20 protein-coding genes are annotated in these 22,533 nt (G+C 42.4%); 11 read left to right on the top strand and 9 right to left on the bottom strand.

All coding sequences use genetic code 11. The features are described 5' to 3' along the window. Positions 1 to 287 precede the first annotated feature (287 nt). The 3 genes from VXQ11_RS07700 to VXQ11_RS07690 all read right to left on the bottom strand — a co-directional run bounded on the left by VXQ11_RS07700 (position 288) and on the right by VXQ11_RS07690 (position 2,564). Entirely contained in the window at positions 288 to 1,292 is a 1,005-nt protein-coding gene (locus tag VXQ11_RS07700) for an LLM class flavin-dependent oxidoreductase (protein ID WP_064096508.1), read from the bottom strand. 155 nt (positions 1,293 to 1,447) lie between these two features. After that, a complete protein-coding gene (locus tag VXQ11_RS07695) occupies positions 1,448 to 1,903 on the bottom strand; it encodes a hypothetical protein (protein WP_064096507.1) in 456 nt (151 codons plus the stop codon). A gap of 244 nt (positions 1,904 to 2,147) precedes the next feature. Beyond that, on the bottom strand, positions 2,148 to 2,564 hold the full coding sequence (locus tag VXQ11_RS07690; RefSeq protein ID WP_064096506.1) for a glycine zipper 2TM domain-containing protein: 417 nt from the start codon (positions 2,562 to 2,564) through the stop codon (positions 2,148 to 2,150). A 383-nt stretch (positions 2,565 to 2,947) separates the two neighbouring features. Here VXQ11_RS07690 and prfA point away from each other — a divergent pair, with 383 nt between their 5' ends. Together prfA and prmC are read left to right on the top strand one after the other, a co-directional pair. Then, positions 2,948 to 4,036: a peptide chain release factor 1 gene (gene prfA / locus VXQ11_RS07685; RefSeq protein ID WP_064102687.1), complete on the top strand. Its 1,089-nt coding sequence runs from the start codon at positions 2,948 to 2,950 to the stop codon at positions 4,034 to 4,036. Next, complete coding sequence (prmC, locus tag VXQ11_RS07680; RefSeq protein ID WP_416705769.1) at positions 4,036 to 4,854, top strand: peptide chain release factor N(5)-glutamine methyltransferase; 819 nt, start codon at positions 4,036 to 4,038, stop codon at positions 4,852 to 4,854. The genes prfA and prmC overlap by 1 nt, the downstream gene beginning before the upstream one ends. 185 nt (positions 4,855 to 5,039) lie before the next feature. Here prmC and VXQ11_RS07675 read toward each other — a convergent pair whose 3' ends face one another. Both VXQ11_RS07675 and VXQ11_RS07670 read right to left on the bottom strand, forming a co-directional pair. Next, entirely contained in the window at positions 5,040 to 5,393 is a 354-nt protein-coding gene (locus VXQ11_RS07675; RefSeq protein WP_144723816.1) for a hypothetical protein, read from the bottom strand. 225 nt (positions 5,394 to 5,618) lie between these two features. Next, entirely contained in the window at positions 5,619 to 6,641 is a 1,023-nt protein-coding gene (locus VXQ11_RS07670) for an AraC family transcriptional regulator (RefSeq protein ID WP_416705768.1), read from the bottom strand. A gap of 134 nt (positions 6,642 to 6,775) precedes the next feature. Here VXQ11_RS07670 and VXQ11_RS07665 point away from each other — a divergent pair, with 134 nt between their 5' ends. From VXQ11_RS07665 to VXQ11_RS07655, 3 genes are all read left to right on the top strand, one after another. Continuing rightward, positions 6,776 to 7,546, top strand: a complete 771-nt coding sequence (locus VXQ11_RS07665; protein WP_416705767.1) for a 3-hydroxyacyl-CoA dehydrogenase — start codon at positions 6,776 to 6,778, stop codon at positions 7,544 to 7,546. Between the two features lie 163 nt (positions 7,547 to 7,709). Then, positions 7,710 to 8,846: an acyl-CoA dehydrogenase family protein gene (locus VXQ11_RS07660; RefSeq protein WP_064102683.1), complete on the top strand. Its 1,137-nt coding sequence runs from the start codon at positions 7,710 to 7,712 to the stop codon at positions 8,844 to 8,846. 267 nt (positions 8,847 to 9,113) lie between these two features. Continuing rightward, positions 9,114 to 10,760 carry an AMP-binding protein gene (locus tag VXQ11_RS07655; RefSeq protein WP_416705766.1) on the top strand — a complete coding sequence of 549 codons (1,647 nt, stop codon included), beginning with the start codon at positions 9,114 to 9,116 and terminating at the stop codon, positions 10,758 to 10,760. A 195-nt stretch (positions 10,761 to 10,955) separates the two neighbouring features. Here the strand turns inward: VXQ11_RS07655 and VXQ11_RS07650 are convergent, their stop codons facing one another. Continuing rightward, positions 10,956 to 11,468, bottom strand: coding sequence for a pyridoxamine 5'-phosphate oxidase family protein (locus VXQ11_RS07650; RefSeq protein ID WP_416705765.1), 513 nt, complete (start codon positions 11,466 to 11,468; stop codon positions 10,956 to 10,958). 687 nt (positions 11,469 to 12,155) lie between these two features. On the opposite strand from VXQ11_RS07650, the gene VXQ11_RS07645 reads away from it, so the two are divergent. The 4 genes from VXQ11_RS07645 (at position 12,156) to VXQ11_RS07630 (ending at position 15,242) form a co-directional block, all read left to right on the top strand. Then, on the top strand, positions 12,156 to 12,941 hold the full coding sequence (locus tag VXQ11_RS07645) for a HesA/MoeB/ThiF family protein (RefSeq protein ID WP_416705764.1): 786 nt from the start codon (positions 12,156 to 12,158) through the stop codon (positions 12,939 to 12,941). Positions 12,942 to 12,999: 58 nt separating this feature from the next. Beyond that, on the top strand, positions 13,000 to 14,298 hold the full coding sequence (locus VXQ11_RS07640) for an ABC1 kinase family protein (RefSeq protein WP_416680633.1): 1,299 nt from the start codon (positions 13,000 to 13,002) through the stop codon (positions 14,296 to 14,298). Positions 14,299 to 14,467: 169 nt separating this feature from the next. Then, positions 14,468 to 14,848, top strand: a complete 381-nt coding sequence (gene folB, locus VXQ11_RS07635) for a dihydroneopterin aldolase (protein ID WP_064096496.1) — start codon at positions 14,468 to 14,470, stop codon at positions 14,846 to 14,848. Continuing rightward, positions 14,805 to 15,242, top strand: a complete 438-nt coding sequence (locus VXQ11_RS07630) for a 2-amino-4-hydroxy-6-hydroxymethyldihydropteridine diphosphokinase (protein ID WP_416705763.1) — start codon at positions 14,805 to 14,807, stop codon at positions 15,240 to 15,242. Before folB ends, VXQ11_RS07630 begins: the two co-directional genes overlap by 44 nt. Before the next feature lie 539 nt (positions 15,243 to 15,781). On the opposite strand, the gene VXQ11_RS07625 is transcribed toward VXQ11_RS07630, so the two are convergent. Continuing rightward, a complete protein-coding gene (locus VXQ11_RS07625) occupies positions 15,782 to 16,483 on the bottom strand; it encodes a VIT1/CCC1 transporter family protein (protein ID WP_064102681.1) in 702 nt (233 codons plus the stop codon). Positions 16,484 to 16,766: 283 nt separating this feature from the next. On the opposite strand from VXQ11_RS07625, the gene VXQ11_RS07620 reads away from it, so the two are divergent. Continuing rightward, positions 16,767 to 17,468 (top strand): DUF1003 domain-containing protein, encoded by a 702-nt coding sequence (locus VXQ11_RS07620; RefSeq protein ID WP_416705762.1) that lies wholly within the window; start codon positions 16,767 to 16,769, stop codon positions 17,466 to 17,468. A gap of 146 nt (positions 17,469 to 17,614) precedes the next feature. On the opposite strand, the gene coq7 is transcribed toward VXQ11_RS07620, so the two are convergent. Both coq7 and VXQ11_RS07610 read right to left on the bottom strand, forming a co-directional pair. Continuing rightward, positions 17,615 to 18,250: a 2-polyprenyl-3-methyl-6-methoxy-1,4-benzoquinone monooxygenase gene (coq7, locus tag VXQ11_RS07615; RefSeq protein ID WP_416705761.1), complete on the bottom strand. Its 636-nt coding sequence runs from the start codon at positions 18,248 to 18,250 to the stop codon at positions 17,615 to 17,617. A gap of 3 nt (positions 18,251 to 18,253) precedes the next feature. Beyond that, positions 18,254 to 19,573: an MFS transporter gene (locus VXQ11_RS07610; RefSeq protein WP_416705760.1), complete on the bottom strand. Its 1,320-nt coding sequence runs from the start codon at positions 19,571 to 19,573 to the stop codon at positions 18,254 to 18,256. 174 nt (positions 19,574 to 19,747) lie between these two features. Here VXQ11_RS07610 and VXQ11_RS07605 point away from each other — a divergent pair, with 174 nt between their 5' ends. After that, positions 19,748 to 22,504 (top strand): autotransporter assembly complex protein TamA, encoded by a 2,757-nt coding sequence (locus VXQ11_RS07605; RefSeq protein ID WP_416705759.1) that lies wholly within the window; start codon positions 19,748 to 19,750, stop codon positions 22,502 to 22,504. Positions 22,505 to 22,533 lie beyond the last annotated feature (29 nt).

The following is a 22,533-nucleotide window of genomic DNA, read 5'->3' as shown; positions in this document are numbered from 1 at the left end:
TTAAAAAAGATAACACGTGAATTTGTGTGGCTGGCCATACAGATCAATGTATAGATTAAAAACAATACCCATTCCGAAGAATGGGTATTGTAGATGACAATAACACAAACTAGAAAAAGTCAGCATTATCAAAGAAATTCCCTTTCCTTATAGGAAAGGCTAGGAAGAGGTTGTGTATAAAAATTTCTTCTCCCCCTTGCGTAGCATGCTCCTCCTTAGAGGAGAAGGAAATTTAAATACCCATTTAAATATTAATAAAAAATCATTTTTTGACTTAGAGATGAGATCTATTGCCCGTTCTTGATTTGCATCAGTAATTCAAAGTTATGCAGACGTTTCTCTGTATCATAAATATCACAGGTGAAAATAAACTCATCCACATCATATTTTGCCAGAAGTGTTTCCAGCCCCGCTTTAACAGTTTCTTTAGAACCCACTTGTGCCATGGCAAAGAAATTATCGACAGACATTTTTTCTGGTGGTGACCAAAGCCCTTCCATTGAGCCAATCGGAGCTTTCAGTTTGAGGCTCTGACCGCGAATCAGGGAAAGCACTCGTTGGTAAGCACTCGTTGCCAGATATTCTGCTTCTTCCTCGGTATCTGCGACACAGGTCGGTACGCCCATGGAAACATAGGGGCGATCCAGATATTCAGAGGGTTGGAAATTGTCACGATACAGCTGAATCGCCTGACCCAGCATACGTGGAGCAAAATGCGAAGCAAATGAATAAGGCAGACCAAGTTTCGCTGCGAGCTGGGCACTAAACAGGCTGGAGCCTAATAACCACACTGGAACATGGGTGCTTTGACCCGGTGTTGCCACGATACGTTGTCCAGGAATTGGATCTTTAAAATACTGCAGAATTTCCAGTACATCTTGTGGAAACTGGTCTTCGGTTTCCTGACGGCCACGACGTAGGGCACGCATGGTCATTTGATCGGTGCCTGGAGCACGGCCCAGACCCAGTTCAATACGATCCGGATAGAGCGTTGCCAATGTGCCGAACTGTTCAGCCACGACCAACGGGGCATGGTTGGGTAACATAATTCCGCCAGAACCTAAAGTTAAGGTTTTGGTATTTGCCAGTAAATAGCCTAAGAGAACTGCGGTTGCTGAGCTGGCGATGCCATCCATATTATGATGTTCTGCCAGCCACATCCGGCGATAACCCAATTTTTCTGCTGTTTGGGCAAGTTCGAGTGCATGGTTTAGCGCAAATTGAATGCTCTTGTCGTCACGAACAGGAACCAGTTCGAGGATAGAGAACTGGGTATCGTTAAGTGTACGCATAGTATTACTCTTAAATAGACATCTTTAAAAGCATACGACTTTAGATTGTATTTGTATATCGAAGAAAATCGATATAAGTGTAAACTAAATTATAAAGATAAAAAAATAAGCATCCGAAGATGCTTATAAAGGAGGAAAGGATAAAAGATGAAGTCTTAACGACGACGGTTATTGTAGCGATAATCGTTGTAACGGTAATTGCGAGAAGAGTTATAGCGACGTTCGCTACGATCATCATAACGACGGTCTTCGCTAACTTTTTTACCTAAAGCTGAGCCGCCTGCTGAACCCAGTGCTGCACCGATATAACCACCATTGCTGCCAGCCATATTTCGACCTACTGCATAACCTGCACCGCCACCTAAAGCACCACCGATAATCGCACCATTACGGTCACGTTTATTTGCTGCCACTGCGGCACCTGCACCACCACCAATCGCTGAACCGATTGTTGCGCCAGTGGTACCGCCCATTTTATTACCGACTGCGGCACCCACAACGCCCCCCAAAGCAGAAGCTAAAGCTGTATTGGTTGTATTGCCTGCATTGGCAGCTGTCATACCCATGGCTGAGGTTGCTACGACAGCAATCATTAGAGATTTATAGTTCATGAGGACACCTTTTATATATCTAGCTGTATTTTGTTGATAAAATCAATTTAATCTAGCAAGCGCCAAACAGCATGGAGGCAGTGTTGGCGAATTGTGATTTTTATCTCCTTAATTTATTCATGATGTTGGCAAGATAAGTTGATGCTTTACATGAATTTGGAGGGAATAAAAGAGCAATAAAAAAGCACCCGAAGGTGCCTCTTGTGTTAAATGTAGCCGCTGGCCTAAAATGCCTGAATTCAAATTAACGGTAACGTTTTTTCCAGTGTTTAGAGCGTTTTTCAGCAGTTTTATCCTTGGAAATCTTGTTACCTAATGCAGCACCACCCGCAGCGCCCAATGCTGATCCAATATAGCCACCGTTAGAGCCGCCCATATTTTTACCTACTGTATATCCTGCACCGCCACCTAGAGCGCCACCAATTGCAGATTCAGTCCGGTTTTTCTTGCTGCTTGCAACCGCTGCACCACCAGCACCACCTAAAGCAGCACCCAAGGTTGCACCAGTATTGCCACCCATATTTTTACCTAAAGCTGTACCCGCAACACTACCCAAAGCACTTGCTGCTGCAACGCGTGCTGTACTGTCGGCATATGCGTTTACAGTCATCATTGAACCAGCAGCTAAAACTGTACTCATTAAAAGTGCATTAAGCTTCATGTCATTACTCCGTGTCCATTTATGGGACTGTAGTTATTTCGATGCAGAAAATGTAACAAATCATGCTGCAAACAATATGAAGATCTTTCTTCATAATTACTGGATTTATTTGGAAAATTGTAAAATCGGCAGTAAATAAGCATAAGATCGATTACTAAAAAGGCAGTTTTACTATTTTTAATCATATTTATTAACAAAGGCAGTTTTACTATTTTTAATCATATTTATTAACAAAGGCATTAGAACGAGAACAATAGCAAGCTGGACTTACTCAATAATGATGTTCATTAGAGGCCAGAGTCGTTAAACTAGGCGCAATTTTTTGATTTCGCTGTGCTAAATGAATATTTAGCTGCAGCCATATGTTTGAGATTTTTTAGAAAATGAAAGAATCGTTACGTTTACGATTAGACCAGCTCTCTGACCGCCATGAAGAACTGACCGCATTGCTAGCTGATGTAGAAGTCATTTCTGATAACAAGCGCTTCCGTCAATTATCACGTGAGCATAATGACTTAACAGAAATCACCAATGTCTGGACCAAGTACAGACAGGCTGAAGAAGACATCGAAACGGCTCAGGCCATGCTGTCAGACCCGGATTTCAAGGAAATGGCACAGGAAGAAATTAAAGAAAATAAAGCTTTAATTGAATCGCTTGAAGCTGATCTGAATATCCTGATGATTCCGAAAGATCCGAATGATGCCAACTCGGCGTATTTAGAAATTCGTGCTGGAACAGGCGGTGATGAAGCGGCAATTTTCTCGGGTGACCTGTTCCGTATGTATAGTAAATATGCTGAGTCTCAAGGCTGGAAACTTGAAATCCTGTCCGAAAATGAAGGCGAGCATGGCGGTTATAAAGAAGTCATTTGTCTGATTAATGGTGAAGGTGTCTATGGTCGCCTGAAATTCGAAAGTGGTGCGCATCGTGTGCAGCGTGTACCTGCAACCGAATCGCAGGGCCGCGTCCATACTTCTGCATGTACGGTAGCGATTCTTCCGGAAGTGGATGTCGATACTTCGGTTGAAATCAATTCATCTGATTTGCGTATTGATACTTACCGTGCTTCAGGTGCCGGTGGTCAGCATATTAACAAAACTGACTCTGCTGTGCGTATTACCCACATTCCAACCGGTACAGTGGTTGAGTGTCAGGATGAGCGCTCACAGCATAAAAATAAAGCCAAAGCCATGGCTTTACTGGTTTCACGTCTGGAAAATGCCAAACGTGCTGCTGCGGATGCGGCTACTTCTGAAATGCGTCGTGACCTGGTTGGTTCAGGTGACCGGTCCGAACGTATTCGTACCTACAACTATCCACAAGGCCGTATGACCGATCATCGTATTAACTTGACCTTATACAAGCTGGATGCGGTGATGGAAGGTGATCTGACTGAATTGCTGGACAGTCTGCATCGTGAATATCAGGCCGATCAGTTGGCCATGCTTGCACAGCAGAATGGTGGATAATGAATATTTTACAAGCGCTGGCTTTGCGCGGCGAAGCTGAAAGTTACGAACGTCAGGAAAATGCCTGGTTACTGGAACACATCACCAAGATTGATTCATTTGATCTGCTGATGAAAAAGGATCAGGAACTAACGCCGGAACAGGAACAGGCGTATAAAGACGGTCTGGCGCGTATAGCTGCCGGTGAGCCTTTGGCTTATGTCACTGGTTCACAGCCATTCTGGACTTTGGACCTCAAAGTGACCAAAGATACTTTGGTACCACGACCAGATACTGAAGTACTGGTTGAGACTGTGTTGAAATTGGACCTGCCTGAAGATGCCCGTGTGGCAGATTTAGGTACCGGTACAGGTGCAATTGCCTTATCGCTTGCATCCGAGCGTCCAAACTGGTTCGTAACGGCTTCGGATATTTACGCGCCTACGCTTGAGGTAGCGAAGTATAATGCAGAACAGCATGATATTGAGAATGTGGAATTTGTTCTGGGTTCATGGTTAAAGCCATTTGGCCGTCAGTTCTTTGATGCGATTGTATCAAACCCGCCGTATATCGATGCGAATGATGCACATATGTCGAATCTGGCGACTGAGCCGGAACGTGCTCTGGTGGCAGACAAAAAGGGTCTGGCTGATCTGGAGGACGTTATTATTCAAGCCAAGAAGCATTTGACTGTGAATGGTTGGGTGGTGCTTGAGCATGGTTATGATCAGGCAGACGCCGTACAACATCTATTTAAACAGGCGGGCTATAAGCAAGTCCGCACGGTTAAAGATTATGGTGGTAATGATCGTGTGACTTTGGCGAAGTGGCCACATTAATCTGTAATCTATCTTTCTTTATTAAAAAGCGACCGGTATGGTCGCTTTTTTATTCAAGTTTTTATCAATTCCCAGTTGCATCTGAAACCTTAAACATTCTTAATGGCATCACGCCAAGGCAGTATAACTAAAAATAAAAAAAAGCGATGCCAGAGCACCGCTTTCGAGGAATTCTTAAAAAAGAATTACATCGGATAGTCCTGTAGACAGTCATATACTTCGACCTGATCCAGACTGCCGGTTTCCATTGCCAGACAAAGTGCTACAACCTTCAAAGTGTCTGCCAAAGATTCTTCATCTTTCAAGGCAATACCTTGCTGTAACTCGTTGATACGTTCTTCTGGTATTTCAAGGGCTTGAGCCGCTTCTACAGCATCTACCTGATTAAAGAAGTGCAAAATTGCATGTTTAAGTTCTGCATCCGATGCATTTAAAATCCCTTGATTCAACTGTTCTGTGATGAGGTCAGTTGAAGAAAATAAAGCTTTCGAGAAATTTTGAACAAGATTTTGTTCAAATACATCAGTCATCTTTAACATGGAGATACCTTCAACAAGAAAGGAAAATAAAAAATACAGCCAAAAATGGATGTTTTAAATTGATTGAAAAATAACCCATATTAATAGGAAAATAAAAGCTTTTAGGATGACTCTATAGTTCTGTAATTTAAGACTACGACCCTTGAATTATATAACTATTGAATAAATATATGGTTAAATTCATTAATTGAGTTTTAATCGTTTTCACATCTTAATATATATAGATTATTTTGTAATATTTTGCCGGTAAGCCCCCGGACTGACACCAGTCCATTTTTTAAAGGCACGATGAAAGGCGCTGACTTCCTGGAAATTTAACTGATCACTGATATCCTGCAGACTTTGCTCTGTACGGGTTAAGAGCACAATCGCAGTATCACAACGAATTTCATTTTTAAGTTGCTGATAACTCAGGCCTTCATTTTTCAGACGGCGTTGTATGGTGGCTTCAGAGATATTCATTTGCAAAGCAAGTTCATTCAGTTCCAGCCAGTCTGCGGGTGGTACATCTAATAGCTGTTTGCGAATCTGGGTGCTTAAAGCATACGGATTTTTAAAACGGACCAGCAGGTTATGTGGCGTCTGCTGAATAAACTGATACCAAGAAGTCTGATCCTGTTTTACTGGGAGTTGCAAATAGGCAGCATCAAACTGGATATAGTTTTCACTGGCCTGATATTCAATCTGTTCACAAAACCGGACTTTATAGTCAAAATCATTGATTGGCGCGGTGCATTTCAGCTGAATCTGATTGAGTAAAATTCGCTGGCCGCTTAACCAGCATAAGAGAGTATGGATCAGCATTACATAGGTGGCATAACTGAACATGCGTTTGGTCTGTTTCTGGTCATAAATCACGATATAGGCAAAGTTTTCTGCGACCATGAGTGTACTGTGCAGATCATCCAGAATCAGGTTAAAAAACTGCAGGATTTGTTGCAAGGCTTGTTCTAGTGTCTCTGTCTGCAACAGCATTTTGGATAACAGCTTGAAACTGCCACGGCGCATGGGATGGCTATCCATACCAAAAAATTCATCATTCATGCTGTCTGCTAGCGCGGTCCATAGTGCTGCATATTGCGCCACTGAAACCCGAGCCTTAGCTGAGTGCAGAATCTCTAACGGAATACCGGCTTTATTTAAGATAACAGCAATATCGTAATGTTGTGCTTTGGCATTCAATAATGCTTCATGAACCAGATCAATCGAGATGGTTCCCTTGCTATATTCCAAGACAGGTAAATGCATGGCCGGTCAAAAATCCTTTTTTTATTGTCCAAATCCATCAATCAAGATGCAATATTTGGAAATTGTACAGAATAAAATCTCTGTTTACTCTTCTTCATAAGTCGTAACTTTAAAAATATCTAAAGGACATAAACATGAAAATTCAGGGAAAAGTTATAGTGGTTACCGGGGGCGCGTCGGGTCTGGGTGCAGCCACAGCAACCCATCTGGTGGAACAGGGTGCCAAGGTTATTCTGGTAGACATGAACCAGGAACAGGGTGTCGCGCTGCAGGAGCAACTGGGTGAGCAGGCCGAATTTGTACAACTGGATGTCACTGACGAGCAGGCTGTCGAAGCCTTCTTTGCTGAAGTCGAAAGCAATTATGGTCAGCTAAATGGTCTGGTGAACTGTGCCGGGATTGCACCATCTGCCAAAATATTGGGACGAAACGGCATCCATGAATTGGCGATGTTCCAGAAAGTGCTGAATATTAATGTGAGCGGTACTTTTAATATGCTGCGTCATGCGGCGGCTTTAATCGCAAAATATGAGCTGCAATCGGGTGAAGAAGAACGTGGCGTGATTGTGAATACCGCTTCGGTTGCCGCTTATGACGGCCAAATTGGTCAAACTGCTTATGCGGCATCCAAAGGTGCAGTAGTCGCAATGACTTTACCTTTGGCACGTGAACTGGCTCGTGAAGCGATCCGTGTCATGACCATCGCGCCGGGCATCATGGAAACTCCAATGCTGAAAGGCATGCCGCAAAATGTCCAGGATGCTTTAGGACAAATGGTGCCATTTCCACCACGTCTGGCCAAACCACGGGAATTTGCTCAGTTAGTTGGTCATATTTTTGAAAATAGTTATTTGAATGGTGAAGTGATTCGTCTGGATGGTGCAATCCGTATGGCACCAAAATAATTCATTAAATAAAGATACTTTCTCTGATTCATCAAAATGGCAATGACGTGCCAGGGAAAGTTGTATGTTGAATTTGCCGAATACATCCAAAAAAACATCACATTTTGAAAATTAAAAAGTCTGTGCTGATGCTGGATAGAACGAATAAAGAAGGGAAAGGCCCGTGATTTTAAATGACGAACAAAAAATGATTCAGGAAATGATGCGGAATTATTCGCAGCAGAAGCTGAAACCAACCGCTGGTTTGCGCGATAAAACAGCACAATTTCCCACACAGGAGCTCAAAGAACTGGGTGAGCTGGGTGCTTTGGGCATGACTGTTTCCGAGCAATGGGGTGGAGCAGGTCTGGACTATGTTTCGCTGGTACTGGCTCTTGAGGAAATCGCCGCCGGAGATGGAGCGATCTCGACGATTGTCAGCGTGCAGAATTCTTTGCCTTGTGGTATTACCCAGCGCTATGGCACAGAGGAACAAAAACAGAAATATCTGACCAAACTGGCGACAGGTGAATGGCTGGGGTGTTTTTGCCTGACGGAGCCACAAGCTGGGTCGGATGCCAGCGCTCTGGAATGTAAAGCCGAACGTGATGGCGACGAGTGGGTTTTAAATGGCATCAAGCAATTTATCACCACAGGTAAACACGCACAGATTGCACTAGTATTTGCTGTGACCGATAAATCTGCAGGGAAAAAAGGTATTTCATGTTTTCTGGTGCCGACCGATATACCGGGTTATATCGTGTCCAGTCTGGAAGAAAAAATGGGGCAACATTGTTCTGATACCGCGACCATCGTTCTGGATAATTGCCGGATTCCTGCTGCCAACCTGCTGGGGCAGGAAGGCGAAGGATACAAAATTGCCTTGTCTAATCTGGAGTCGGGCCGGATCGGGATTGCAGCACAATCTGTCGGTATGGCACGTGCTGCACTGGATGCCGCGGTAGAGTATGCCAATCAGCGTAAATCCTTTGGGGTGGAACTGGTTCAACATCAGGCTGTGGCATTCCGGCTTGCCGATATGGCCACCCAGATTGAAGCGGCGCGACAACTGGTCTTGCATGCGGCAACGCTCAAAGATGCTGGCCAGCCATGCTTAAAAGAAGCTTCTATGGCCAAGCTGTTTGCTTCGACTATCGCAGAGCGAGTCTGTTCGGATGCGATCCAGATTCATGGTGGCTATGGCTATGTGTCGGATTTTCCGGTTGAACGTATCTATCGTGATGTGCGAGTGAGCCAGATTTATGAAGGTGCATCAGATATTCAACGACTGGTGATTGCGCGTGAAGTATGTCAACGCTGATTTTTAATTTAAAAAAACAGACTTTGAGGGATGTTCAAATCCTGCACTTACATTGATGGATATGGAAATTGCAGGATTCAACTGAATATGATGCTCTAAAGACATACAGTGCGAATAATCGAAAATAAGCCTTATTCAGGTCCTAGCTATAAGGCATGAATGCAGATTTGAAAAATTATGCTGATGGAATCAGCAGGAACAACAAATACAAATGGATAAACTCAGGCAAGCTCGCCTGAAAACTACAATAGGAAAGAGGTTGTCGTCATGAAGACACTAGAGCAGGCATATGCTGATTTTAATTTTGAAAATATGGTTCAGGAACATCTGGTTGGAAGTACAGAGAACATCAATGCTTATACCGAATGCTGTGGTCGCTACCTGGGTCAAAACCGAACTGCATTGATCTGGCAAGGCAAAAATGGGAACGCACAACAATGGACTTTTGAGCAGCTAGCTGAAGCTTCAGGACAACTGGCCCATTACATGACTGTACTGGGGCTGCGAGCAGGCGACTGTATTGCCGGTCTGCTTCCACGTACTCCCGAACTCCTGATTACCATACTGGCGACCTGGCGTATCGGTGCGGTTTATCAGCCTCTATTTACTGCTTTTGAAAGCAAGGCTATTGAACATCGGATCAACTCTGCTCAAACCAAGCTGATTATTACCAATCAGGAGCAGCATTCAAAATTGAATAATCTGAGTATTCCTCATATTTTAACTGTACATCCAACTCCTGATTGTGCTGAAGAAGATGCCGATTTCTGGACTGAAATCAAGCAATATCCAAGCGATTTTGAACCGGTTCAAGGCCGATTCAGTGATATTTTTTTGATGATGTTTACTTCAGGTACCACCGGACTGGCGAAATCAGTGCCTGTTCTTTTAAAGGCTTTACTGGCATTTAAAGGCTATATGCTACACGCTATCGATTTACGTGAGGAGGATTCATTCTGGAATCTGGCCGATCCGGGTTGGGCCTATGGCCTGTATTATGGTATTGCAGGTCCTTTAAGTTTAGGGCATAGCATCATTATGGATGAGCGTGCTTTTAGTGTAGATAATGCAATTGAAATCATTAAAAAATATCAGGTGAATAACCTGACTGGCTCACCAACGGCATTCAGGATGTTTTTTGGCTTTAAAGAAAAATTTGATGCTGAAATCAGAGCATATTTACGTGTAGTCAGCAGTGCAGGTGAGCCGCTCACGCCTGAAGTGATTCAATGGTTCAATCTGGATCTGAACGTCAATATTTACGACCAGTATGGACAGACCGAACTTGGGATGGTGATCGCTAATCATCATGCTCTGGAGCATTATAAAAAAGTTGGTTCGGCTGGATTTGCGATTCCGGGGCATCGTTTTGCAGTATTGAACAAAGAACATCAGGAAGTAGAAAAAGGTGGAATAGGAATACTCGCTATCGATTGTTCAGCTTCTCCATTGATGTGGTTTGAGGGCTATGGCGGAAATAACCGGAAAGCCTTTATTGGTCATTATTATTTAACTGGTGACACAGTCAAACTGAATGAATATGGTGGCATTGATTTTATTGGTCGTGCAGATGATGTCATTACAACTTCGGGTTATCGGGTTGGGCCTTTTGATGTAGAAAGCACCTTGCTGGAATGTGAGGAAGTATTGGAATCCGCCGTCGTGGGTAAGCCAGATCCTGAACGCACTGAAATTGTGAAGGCCTTCGTGGTGCTCAAGTCACAATATACCGCCAATAAAGACTTGATGATCAAGCTGCAAAACTATGTGCGTTCCCGCTTGTCTAAACATGCCTATCCAAAAGAGATTGAATTTGTTAGTGATTTACCCAAAACATCCAGTGGTAAAATTCAGCGCAATCTGCTTAAACAGCAGGAAATTGCTAAAATTCAAGCAATAAAACAGGTCAGTTAATTTTACTAAAGCAAATTTATAAGGTCGCAATCGCGGCCTTTTTATTTTTTAGCCGATTGCTTTTGAGGAGCTGTTTAAAATATTAATCACGCTATTTGAGTCATTACAATGTAATTTTTAATCATTTAAATTCAAAATAATCAAAAATTTAGCCTCTTATAAAAAGAGGCTAAACAGGAGAGAAAAGTTTAAAATTTATAGAGTCACTTTCGTATGTTCTGTATCCGGTTCTTCCGGTTTACCTGTTACATTTCCTTTAAGAACTTTGAGTAAATGGGTCACTTTATTATCTTTCACATTCCAGTATTCAGCACTTACTGCTTTGGCAATCAGAACACGAACGCTTGGGTCGTCTTTGCCCTGAAACCAGTTTTCTGCCCAGGGATTCCATAGCTTCTCAATCAACATGCGGTCTGTACTGATTTCCCCATGTGCACTAATGGATACATAAATATCATCAGATGGCTTGGAAAAAGACAGTCCCAAATGGCGACGGCCTGCATTTACAGCCTGAACAATATCGTTGGTGTCCTTCATAATAAAATAAAGATTCTGATCCTCATTCATCGCCTCAGAGTTAAGCATGGTCATTGGCTGTGAGTGAAGTTCTTGAGTATCGGTTTGATGACTGATCATGGTAAAGCGGACGTCTTTGATCAATTCCCATAATTTTTCACGGTTATTATGTTCTGAATGCTGTTCAGTCATATCATTGCTCCATGGTTCTTAAGATTCAGTTTTTTGTGGCTTTAGGCAGCTTAACCATATTTAAGAACGGATACAGAAGGTCTCACTGAACTTATACATTTTCATACTGAATGGCAGAAAGTGACTACAGAAGCACTAAACAAGCAGGGGGCAGTTACAGGGTGGTAAAGAGTGAGTATATGATAATAAATGAGAGAAAATTATAAGAAATCGCAAGTGAAAATGAAGAAAAGTGAAGGAGTTGAGCACTATAAAAGTTAATTCACTCCCTACAGCAAGTTAACATTCGGCATGTTTAACGTGGCAATATAACTTATTGAGAGAAATGTTTAGCAGATCCTCAGGCACAATGTTGCAATAGTAGAGGAAGCTAAAAATTTTCATACGCTATTCTAAATCAACGTAAGTATCTAAAATTTCTGATAGCTTCTATCAAACAAATGAGAATTTTCCACGAGTTGTGATCTAATTGGTATCATTAAAAAATCCTGTGGCACCACAATATTGGCAACTTGATCGCGAGCATTTAACTGATATGCTATTTGATGCCGTTTCTAAACCATTGATTGGTTTGCTGGTTATACGCAGGGAAGTCAATTTATCTGAAATATATCTATATATTGAAATTTCAGTACCCATACTTCTATGACGATTACTTTTTAAATATTTTCAAAACAGGGAAAGACATTGTCTACATTTAATACGGATACTGTATCTTCAGAATTCGAACTGAGCGATGCAGAAATGCACTTATATGCTCGACAGCTCCTCTTAGAGGGGTGGGATATTGAAGCACAGGAAAAACTGAAATTTTCTAATATCTGTATTGTGGGATGTGGCGGGATTGGTTGTGTCTTAGCAGAACTGCTGGCTCGTGCCGGAGTCGGTAAAATTACCCTGATTGATCCAGATACGATTGAAATGAGTAATCTGCAACGACAACTGGCTTTTACTCCACAGGATTTAGGTTTTTATAAGGCAGAAACACTGGCAAAAAGGCTGGGGCAGATTAATCCGAATGTGCAGATTGACTATATCAATCAGGCCTTAACTGAGAACAATGCAGAAAGTATTATTGGGCAGCAGGATCTGGTGCTGGATGGCTGTGACCAGTTTGAAACACGCTACTTGGTCAATCAGATCTGTGTAAAACTCAATGTACCCTTAATCAGCGCCTCGGCCATTGGCATGCAAGGTCAAATGTTTATGATTGAAGGTGATTCTGCCTGTTATGCCTGCCTCTTCCCGCCAGAGCATCAAGAGGATACTAGTTTACGCTGTGCCGATTCTGGTGTACTCGCAACCACACCCAACGTGATGGCAAGTCTGCAGGCACATCATGCATTGCTATATTTGGGCTTGGGAGTAATGCCACTGAGACAGAAACTTCTGCTTTGGGATGGTCTCAGCTTCAAGCAGCGAATTTTAAGTTTCGAAAAAGATACAGATTGTCCAATCTGTCAGGCAAGATAAACCTGCAATTTTTAATTTTTTTGCTACACTGCATGTAATTAATTTTTCCTAAGACATTATGAAAAACAATATCTGGTTAGATGGAATACGCTCGGTTGCCCGTATGGGTGAAACCGCGGTGGTTGCGGCAAAGGCAGGCATCAAATATGCTACCGAAAAGCCAAGCAACGCCAAACTCATGCGCGAGACTTTTGAATCATTAGGTTCAACTTATATCAAGCTCGGTCAGTTTATTGCCAGTACGCCGTCATTATTTCCACGTGAATATGTAGAAGAATTTCAGGGCTGTCTGGACCAGACGCCGACTTTGCCATTTAGCTATATTCAGGAAGTACTGGCCTCAGAATTTGCTGGCCGTAATCTGGATGAGATTTTTGCCTCAATCGAGGAAACACCACTGGCTTCTGCCTCAATTGCACAGGTACATGCGGCCAAACTGGTATCGGGTGAAGATGTTGTTATTAAGGTGCAAAAGCCGGGTGTGGAAACCATTCTTTATACCGACTTGAATGTCCTGCATTGGGCAACAAAGCTGCTGGAAAAAGCCGTACCAAAAGTGAAATTTGCCTCACTGGCCGATATTGTCGAAGAAATCAAAACCCGGATGGTACGTGAAGTCGACTTTATTGAAGAAGCACAAAATCTGGATGACTTCGTCAATTATCTGAATATTACCAACAACAAGGCGGCCACGGCACCAAAAGTTTATCATCAGTATTCAACTCGTCGTGTCCTGACCATGCAGCGTTTGTATGGTGTGCCACTGACCGATTTTGAAGTGGTGAAAAAGGTCGCAAAAGACCCGTCACAGGTATTAATTACAGCCATGAATACCTGGTTTGGTAGTCTGATGATGTGTAATAGTTTCCATGCTGATCTGCATGCCGGTAATCTGATGCTTCTTGAAGATGGCCGGGTTGGTTTTATTGATTTCGGTATTGTTGGGCAGCTCAAACCTGAAGTGTGGACTGCATGTATGGCCTTTATGGATGCTTTGCAGCATACCAATTATACCTTGATGGCAGAAAACATGCTGAAAATGGGCATGACTGCAGTTGAGATTGACACTAAAGTGCTGGCTGCTGATCTTGAGCGTCTGTTTAGCGGGGTGATGCTTGCCGATCCGCAGGAACTGCTGACCTCAAGTCCTGCAGATCTCAACGATATCATGATGGATATGGTGGCTGTGGGTGAGCGTCATGGCATCCGCTTCCCGCGTGATTTTGCCTTACTGTTCAAACAAATGCTGTATTTCGATCGTTTTATGCGGATTCTTGCGCCATATACAGACATTTATGCAGATCAGCGTTTGCAAATGGTGCAAAGTATGGATCCAAATCTGCTGTTAAAGCATTAATTTAATCTCTCCCGACCTTCTTTTCTTTCGCAAATTTTAAAGCAGGGCTTTAAAAAAGCGCATGGAGGAGTGTCTCATTGCTTGATAAAATATAAGCAATGCAAGTCCCTCTTTAATAAAAAGGGACTTCGGGAAATTAGTGGTAAATATCATCTTATCGAGCAATCCAATGGACGCCATTATTATTGAAGGCTTAAAAGTCGAGACAGTTGTGGGCTGCTTTAACTGGGAGCGCCAGATTATTCAGCCTTTAATGCTGGATTTGACTATTCACACCGATTTAGAACAGGCATCAAACTCAGATGCGCTTGCAGATACGCTAAATTATGCAGAAATTTGTGAGATTTCCAGCAAGGTCATTCAAGAAGCCAAGCCTGAATTGATTGAACATGCAGCAAAGTTGGTGCTAAATGCACTTTTTACTACCTTTACAGCAATTGAATCGATTAATATTACGATCCGTAAGCCTGCCATTATCGCGCAAGCCAATTCTGTAGGAATACGTCTTGAACGCCACCGAAACGATTTTCGCCCTAGCATTAGCGAGTAATTGTCATCCTCAACAACATTTTCAGGCTGCACAGCAACGTATTTCCGAATGGGGGGAAGTTCAGTTTTCTCCTGTTTATATGATTCCTTGCCGTGATGGCATAGGAGCCAATTACTGGAATGCTGCGTGTTTATTGCGAAGTTCGGTGTCCAGTGAAGACATGATTGATCTGCTTAAACAGCTAGAAAAGGCATCTGGGCGAGTGCGTCCATCACATCAGATTACTTTGGATGTTGATTTGATTGCCTGGGGATCAGATCTAACGCATATGCAGTTTAATGAAAAAAAACTGCCTTTGGCTCTGGATGTGAAAGTTCCGATGTTTGATCTCTGGGATGCTGCCATATTTGAATACGGACAACATAGTTTTCCAACAATCAAGCAGTTTATTTAAATCAAATCCCATGATTTTTTTGTTTATGCATTTTATTCAGTATTGATGGATTGCCTGATCAACCAAGATCAGGCTTTTTATGATTCATTTTTTTTTAGATCTAAAGAAAAATTCAGCTAAAATAGCGCGAGTTTGGTTTAGAAATCATTTAATAATGAAAATATTTAAAATTTTAATAAACCCTTATTTTCTGATTCATGAAAGAAGTCTGATTGATTTAAAACTACAGAATTTATTTTAAGCTTTACAAAAACCTTAGAATTATAAAAGTGAATATTTGCTTTCTTACTTTTTCTTGTTATAGAAAATGATCAGCAATACTATGATAATTGCCAACATGGCAAAAATAATTACGGTTTCCATAAATATATCTTTCAGTTCAAGAATGTTGCTTTTAATTTTCTAAATTAAAACCAAAATAGCTTAAAATAAACCCGAGTTTTGTTAGCGTAGCCAGATTTTTATTAACCTTATTCAGCTAACTTAAAATAATAGTCACGCTATCATATTGTGAGCCTGTCAAAACGATAAACAGATGTTTAGGCAACTGACACATTAAATAATGATCCTATCCAGGCACTAAACAACATGGCGATAATTCCCCAGAGCATTACCCGGACTGCACCTTTCCACACGCTGACTCCACCTGCATAACTTGCCAGTGCACCCATCATTCCCAAGCTTAGAACCCCAATTAGTATAACGCCTTTATCCAGATATCGATCTGGCAGAATCATAATCGAGATTAAAGGAAATAATGAGCCTACGGTAAATGCCAGAGCTGAAGAAAATGCCGCAAGAAAGGGTCGGGCAGAGGTATGCGCTGAAATACCAATCTCATCACGGGCATGAGCATCCAAAGCATTATGTTCAGTCAACTGCTCAGCAACCCTTTGTGCCAAACCTGGTTCCAGGCCGCGTTGTATATAAATCGTCTTCAGCTCATTTAGTTCATTATTGGGATGGCGTTGCAGTTCACGCTCTTCCATGAGCAGGTCATTTTTTTCAATATCCTGCTGGGATTTGACTGAAATATATTCACCCGCTGCCATAGAGGCGGCACCAGAAATTAATCCAGCAACACAGGTCACCAGTAAAATTTCCTTGGATGCTCCACTGGCTGCGATACCCACCACCAGACTGGTGACTGAAATAATTCCGTCATTTGCCCCCAGTACAGCTGCACGAAGCCAGCCCGCACGTTCAATATAATGTTTTTCAAGATGGTATGAGTGGCGCATAATGAAGCCTCTTCTTTATTATTATTATGATTATAGTAAATTTATGTTAGGTAGAGACAGAAAGATGAAATCGATCTGAAAATTAACCTGAATGATCAGATCATAGTGCGCTTGGCAAAGCATTTTATCAATCAAAGATCTAACCGATTTGGGACTTAAGGGTTTAATAATTCGAGGGAAAGTAATACTGAGCTGATATGCAAATTATAAAAGTAAATAATAAATAAACTAATAAAATATATCCAAATGATAGCTGGAAAAGCTGGTAAAAAAGAGAATCATCATGAAAGAAAAAAATGAAAATCATAGCTGCTTGGTGTGCGGCAAACGTTTTCCTTTAAAAAATCTTACACCGATGGGAACTGTCAGAAAGGTCATTACCGAAGAAATTGCAAAGGATATTTCTGACTGGACTCCGCAAGATTATATCTGCCAGACAGATCTGACCCGATATCGCATGCAGTATGTGCATTCATTATTAAGTTCGGAAAAGGGTGAATTGACTGATCTTGAGTTTGAAGTGATTCATAGCATGCATGAACATGAGCTGATCACCAAAAATGTAGAAACGGCATTGGAACAAAAATGGACCTTGAGTGAAAGGTTGGCCGATAAAATTGCAACTTTTGGTGGAAGCTGGGTCTTTCTAATCTGTTTTGCAATTTTCCTAGGTCTATGGATTACGATAAATACTGTGGTGATGGTGACTCAGCCTGCAGACCCTTATCCATTTATTCTGTTGAATTTAATCCTGTCCTGTCTTGCAGCGATTCAGGCGCCTATTATTATGATGAGCCAGAATAGACAGGAAGCAAAAGACCGTTTACGTTCACAAAATGATTATCAGATTAATTTAAAAGCCGAACTGGAAATTCAGTATTTACATGAAAAATTAGATCATTTGCTGCTACATCAATGGGAAAGGCTGGCACAAATCCAGGAAATTCAGCTGGACCTACTTTCTGAAATGAACAAAAAAGATTAAAAGAATACTGTAGGAAATCTCTATTATTTTATAGAGCTTAAAAGTAATAAGATCACCACATGCCTTGAGTTAATATTATCTTGCTCAAGATTTGAAACTTATTAAAAAGCCCACAAATGAGTGGGCTAAAAATGAAAATATCTAGTTTAAATAAAATAGCTGGTTTTGGTCATCAGCTTGGAAATGCCTGTCATGGCGATTTTGACAGGAACGGGCAAATCTACACCACCCGCCTTTAAAGCTGTATCCCGATGGTGCAGTTCATCTTCGTTCATTTGTTCCAGAATACGGCGAGAACGTTCATCCTGAGCGGGCAACTGGCTAATATGATGCTGTAAATGCATGCTGACCTGACGTTCTGTTTCAGCCACAAAACCCAGACTGTATTTATCACCTGCGATTCCGGCAATTGCGCCCATACCAAAGGAAAGGCCGTACCAGACCGGATTGAGCAGACTGGTATGGCTATCCAGTTCTTTCAAACGGTCTTCACACCATGCCAGATGATCCTGTTCTTCAATTGCAGCCTGTTCCATTTCACGACGCACATTCGGGAGTTTTGCCGTCATGGCCTGACCATGATACAGCGCCTGTGCACAGACCTCACCACTATGGTTGACCCGCATTAAACCGGCTACATGTCGTGCATCACTGACCGTCAACTGCGTTTCTACCGGTTGGGCCGGGTTTTCACGTTGCGCTGAAGTCGTGCCCGGGACTAGACTGCGTAATGCCTGGTCAAAAGAATGAATCAACTTATCCAGACCTGTATATTGACGCATGAATTAATCCTCCAAGGGTGCTTTCGCGATTTTGATCATTGGTTTTAGGCGGTAAAGTAACCATAAAGTAAACAGGCCACTTAATACTGCAGTAATACAAAAAAGTATTTTAAGATCAAGCTCTAGAACACTTAAAATAATAATAGAAAATATAGCAGAAGATACCATGAAAACGGCATTCAGAATATTATTTGCTGCAACCACACGCGCACGATGTGAGCGTGGAGAATGCGCCTGCATCATGGCATACAGCGGGACAATATAAAAACCACCACTAATACCGAGCAAGGTAATGGCTAGCATCACATGGTAATAACTCCAGCCTTGCTGGAATACTTCTGCCAGACCAATTAGTGCACCTGTATATTCTGGAACAAAAGCCAGGCTTGCAGCCAAATACAGGGCGAAAATTACTAATCCGATTGCACCAAAAGGCACCATCTTGATATTGACCTGACTGCCGCCAATTTTACGGCATAAATATGAACCCAAGCCAATTCCGACAGAGAAAAAGGTTAAGAGCAAACTTGCGACATTTTCAGATGCATGCAGATTCTGTAACGTCAGCTGAGGAATCTGGGTCAGATAGGTTGCACCATAAAACCAGTACCATGAATTGCCCAGTAAAATGGTAAAAACCAATGGTAAGCTTTTGGCATATTTCAAAGTCTGCAAGCTGGTACGAAAAAAGTTCCAGTCTATTTGCAACTCCGGTGCGGAAATGTTTTGCTTCAGAATATAACGGCTTGATATATAACCCATCAGTGCGATGCTGATGATGGTTAAACTGATCCAAATCAGGTTGCCAGCCGAAGCTGCAATAACTGCGCCGCCCAGAATCATACCGAACAGAATTGCCAGAGAAGTTCCAGACTGGAACAGAGCATTGCCGGACATCAGTTCATCCGGTTTCAGGACTTCAGGTAAAATGGCATATTTGATCGGACCAAAGAAAGTCGACTGGGTGCCCATCAGGAACAGGGCAAATAACAGAATCCATAAATTGCCTAGCAGGAAACCGATAGTTCCCAGCAGCATGATGACAATTTCCAGAAGCTTGAGATAGCGAATCAGCTGTGAACGTTCGTATTTGTCGGCAATCTGACCGGCAGTGGCCGAAAAAATAAAATAAGGAAGAATAAATAGTAAAGCCGCCAGATTATTCAAGGTGCTGATGCTGGCTGATTGCTGTTGAATCCAGCCATAAGTGATGACCAGCAGTAATGCTTGCTTAAATACATTATCATTTAATGCACCGAAAAACTGCGTCAGAAACATCGGAAGAAAGCGCCGAGAAGCTAACAAATGTTCATTTTTGTTCATATAGGCCGTGCTACATTAAGTTTTATTAAGAAATGTCAGTTATGCGTAAACATTGAGAAAAATCATGTAAGATACTTTCAGCTATGTAAAGGTAAAAACCAATTAATTAAGCTCCTTAGCTTATATTTTTCGGTCAAATAATCAATTAAAGAATGTATTCGTTTAGAGTTTGCTATGCCTGCAAAGAAAAATTTTAAAAAAACGATGCTAAATCGCAGTATGGGGCCTCATATACCACCGCACAGTGGTATGCAGCTGTGTATGAGCATCTTTTTTATGATGTTATCCCATCAGAGCATGGCACAAACCGAACAGCCTGAAACGCCCGTGGCTATTTCCCAGGCAGAAATGGTAGATGAGCTGTCCAAAGAGGCGATTCGTCAGGGCTTAGTCACGTCTGAAACAGAAGCAGAAGACAAAATTGAAGAAGCTTTAGAACAGGAAGTACCAGTTGACAGCATGCTGATGCTGGAACAACAGCAAAATGCAGGATCGGGTCTAGATGAATTTACTCCAATCGAATTTGATGATCTGGAAGAATTGCCAGTTCAGACTGTTGACCAAAACATGGCCAATGAAATTTATCGTGTGGCTGAACAAGCCAAACAGGAAGCGCAAAATTATCGCAATAGCCAGACCACCGAAACTGTAGTCGCAGATATCAGCCAGCAAGAACTACTGGAAATTAATCAGGCGCCGGTCAATGTGGATCAGTTGATGCAATCCATTCAGGCAGACAGCCAGATTATGGTGCAAAACAACGAAGCAGGCATGACCCTAGCAGAAATACCAGACTCGCTTTCACCTGAAAATGACAAGCGGCCAAATATTTTTAAAAGACTGTTTTATAAGATCCGCCCGCCACGCCAGATTATGACGGCAAGAGTTCCTCGGATTAATGCAGACGTCGTCATTGTGAATGAGGAAGGTGTGGCGCAAAGCAACGGCACACTGAATCGCAAGAGTGAATCCCAGGGTTATCTGAATTTAAGAAATAATGTCAAAGCCAAGCTCTCCAGTTTTACCCAGGAGTCTTTTGGCGATTTTAATTCAGCTTTGCCTCAATTGCGGACACTGTCACGGCAGGCAGCTCAGGCGGTGGGTTATTACGATGCCCAGTTCAGGTTTGAAAAAGTATCAGACAGCAGGCTTCGTGTTTTTGTCACCCCTAATGAACCTGTGATTATTACCAGTTATGACCTGGAATTTACTGGCGCTGGCGCAGAGCAGCCACAATTTCAGGTCATCAGTATTTTGCCTGAACAGCAAGATGGCGATATTTTTAATCATGGCGATTATGAAAAGACCAAGAACCGGATTGTTACTGCAGCCAATAATAATGGTTATTTTGATTCATACTGGCGTATGCATGATGTCAGGATTGCATTGCCACAGAATACGGCAGATGTGAATCTTCGTTTTGAGACTGGTGATCGTTATAAGCTGGGGAATGTCGAGTTCAGAATGAGTGATCCTGAAAAGGAACTCCCACTCGACCGCGATGTACTCGAAAGTCTGGTTACCTGGAAAGATGGGGCGGATTATACCTTCTGGCGAGTCAATAGCCTGGCCAACAATCTGACCAATTCACGCTATTTTAACTATACCATGGTCGATGCGGTTCGCCCTGATCCGATTGAAAAGGAACTGGAATTGGCACCGGATATTCAGCAGCTGATTGAAGAACAAAAACTTTCTGAAGATCAGTCTGTAGAGAAAAAACCTGCCCGCTCGCCAGCCTCTTCTCAGGAGGTGACCCAGAATGTCGTGGATGAAGATCAGTTTGCCGGTAGCCGTGATCAGGAAAATCCAAACTTAAGAACCTTACGGGTTGAGCAGCAGACCAAAGAAAATGAACAGGATCGTTTAAAGGAACAGGCACGGGAAGAAAAGAAAATCCCGGTCATCGTGACTTTAAATGCAGACCGGGTAAACAGTGCAGAGCTGGGTCTGGGTTATGGAACAGATACCGATATCCGTCTGCGTGGTCAATACAGGCGCGCTATTGTAAATAAGCGTGGCCACTCTTTTGATGCCAATATCGAGTTGTCAGGCATCCGCCAGTCGATTGATGGACGTTATAATATTCCTTATAACCATCCGCTGAATGATTATGTCAGTATTGTGGGGGGCTACGAACGTGAAGAACGTGATAGCGTCGCACAGGGCCAAGGACTGATGATTGAATCAGCAGTGTTAGGTGCAGACCGGATTATTAAAAATCCACTGGGTAACTGGCAGCGTACTTTTGGAGCCCGTTATCGTCTGGATCGCTTAACACAGGATGGTTCTGTCGATTTTAACCAGATTCCAGAAGCATTTCGCTTTAATACCGAAGATGAACAGCAATCGTTGCTCGTTGGTTATGAAGTTTCACGTACCGATAGCGATCGTCGGGTCAATCCGACCAAGGGCTTCAAGCAAACCTATAAGATTGAGCTGGGTAGCGAGGCTTTATTATCCGATGCGGATATGGCCATTGTGAATGCAGGCTGGCGTTTTATCTATTCATTGGGTGAAAATGCAGATTATCAGTTTGTTGGGCGGATGGATTTGGGGTATATCTTTACCGATGATTTTGCCAAAGTGCCATATAACCTGAGATATTTTACCGGGGGTGACCAGAGTATTCGCGGTTTTGACTACAAGAGCCTTTCTCCGGAAATTGACGGTTTTAAAGTGGGTGGTCAGGCCTTGGGTGTGGCTTCATTAGAATATAATTATCAGTTTAAGGAAGGCTGGCGTGCTGCGGTCTTTGCAGATGCCGGAAATGCCTATAATAAGGAATTCAGTAATCCGACCGAATATGGTGCGGGGGTAGGCTTACGTTGGGCTTCACCGATTGGGCCAATACGTGTAGATGTTGCGACGGGGCTGTCTGATGACAATCACCCGATTCGGTTACATTTCTTTATTGGATCACAGTTATAAAACTTCAATTTTAAAAAATAGTTATTTGG

Origin of the sequence: Acinetobacter sp. 197, from assembly GCF_048148385.1 — a bacterium.
In the GTDB taxonomy this organism is placed as follows: domain Bacteria; phylum Pseudomonadota; class Gammaproteobacteria; order Pseudomonadales; family Moraxellaceae; genus Acinetobacter; species Acinetobacter pecorum.
This window is presented reverse-complemented; position numbering and strand designations above follow the sequence as displayed.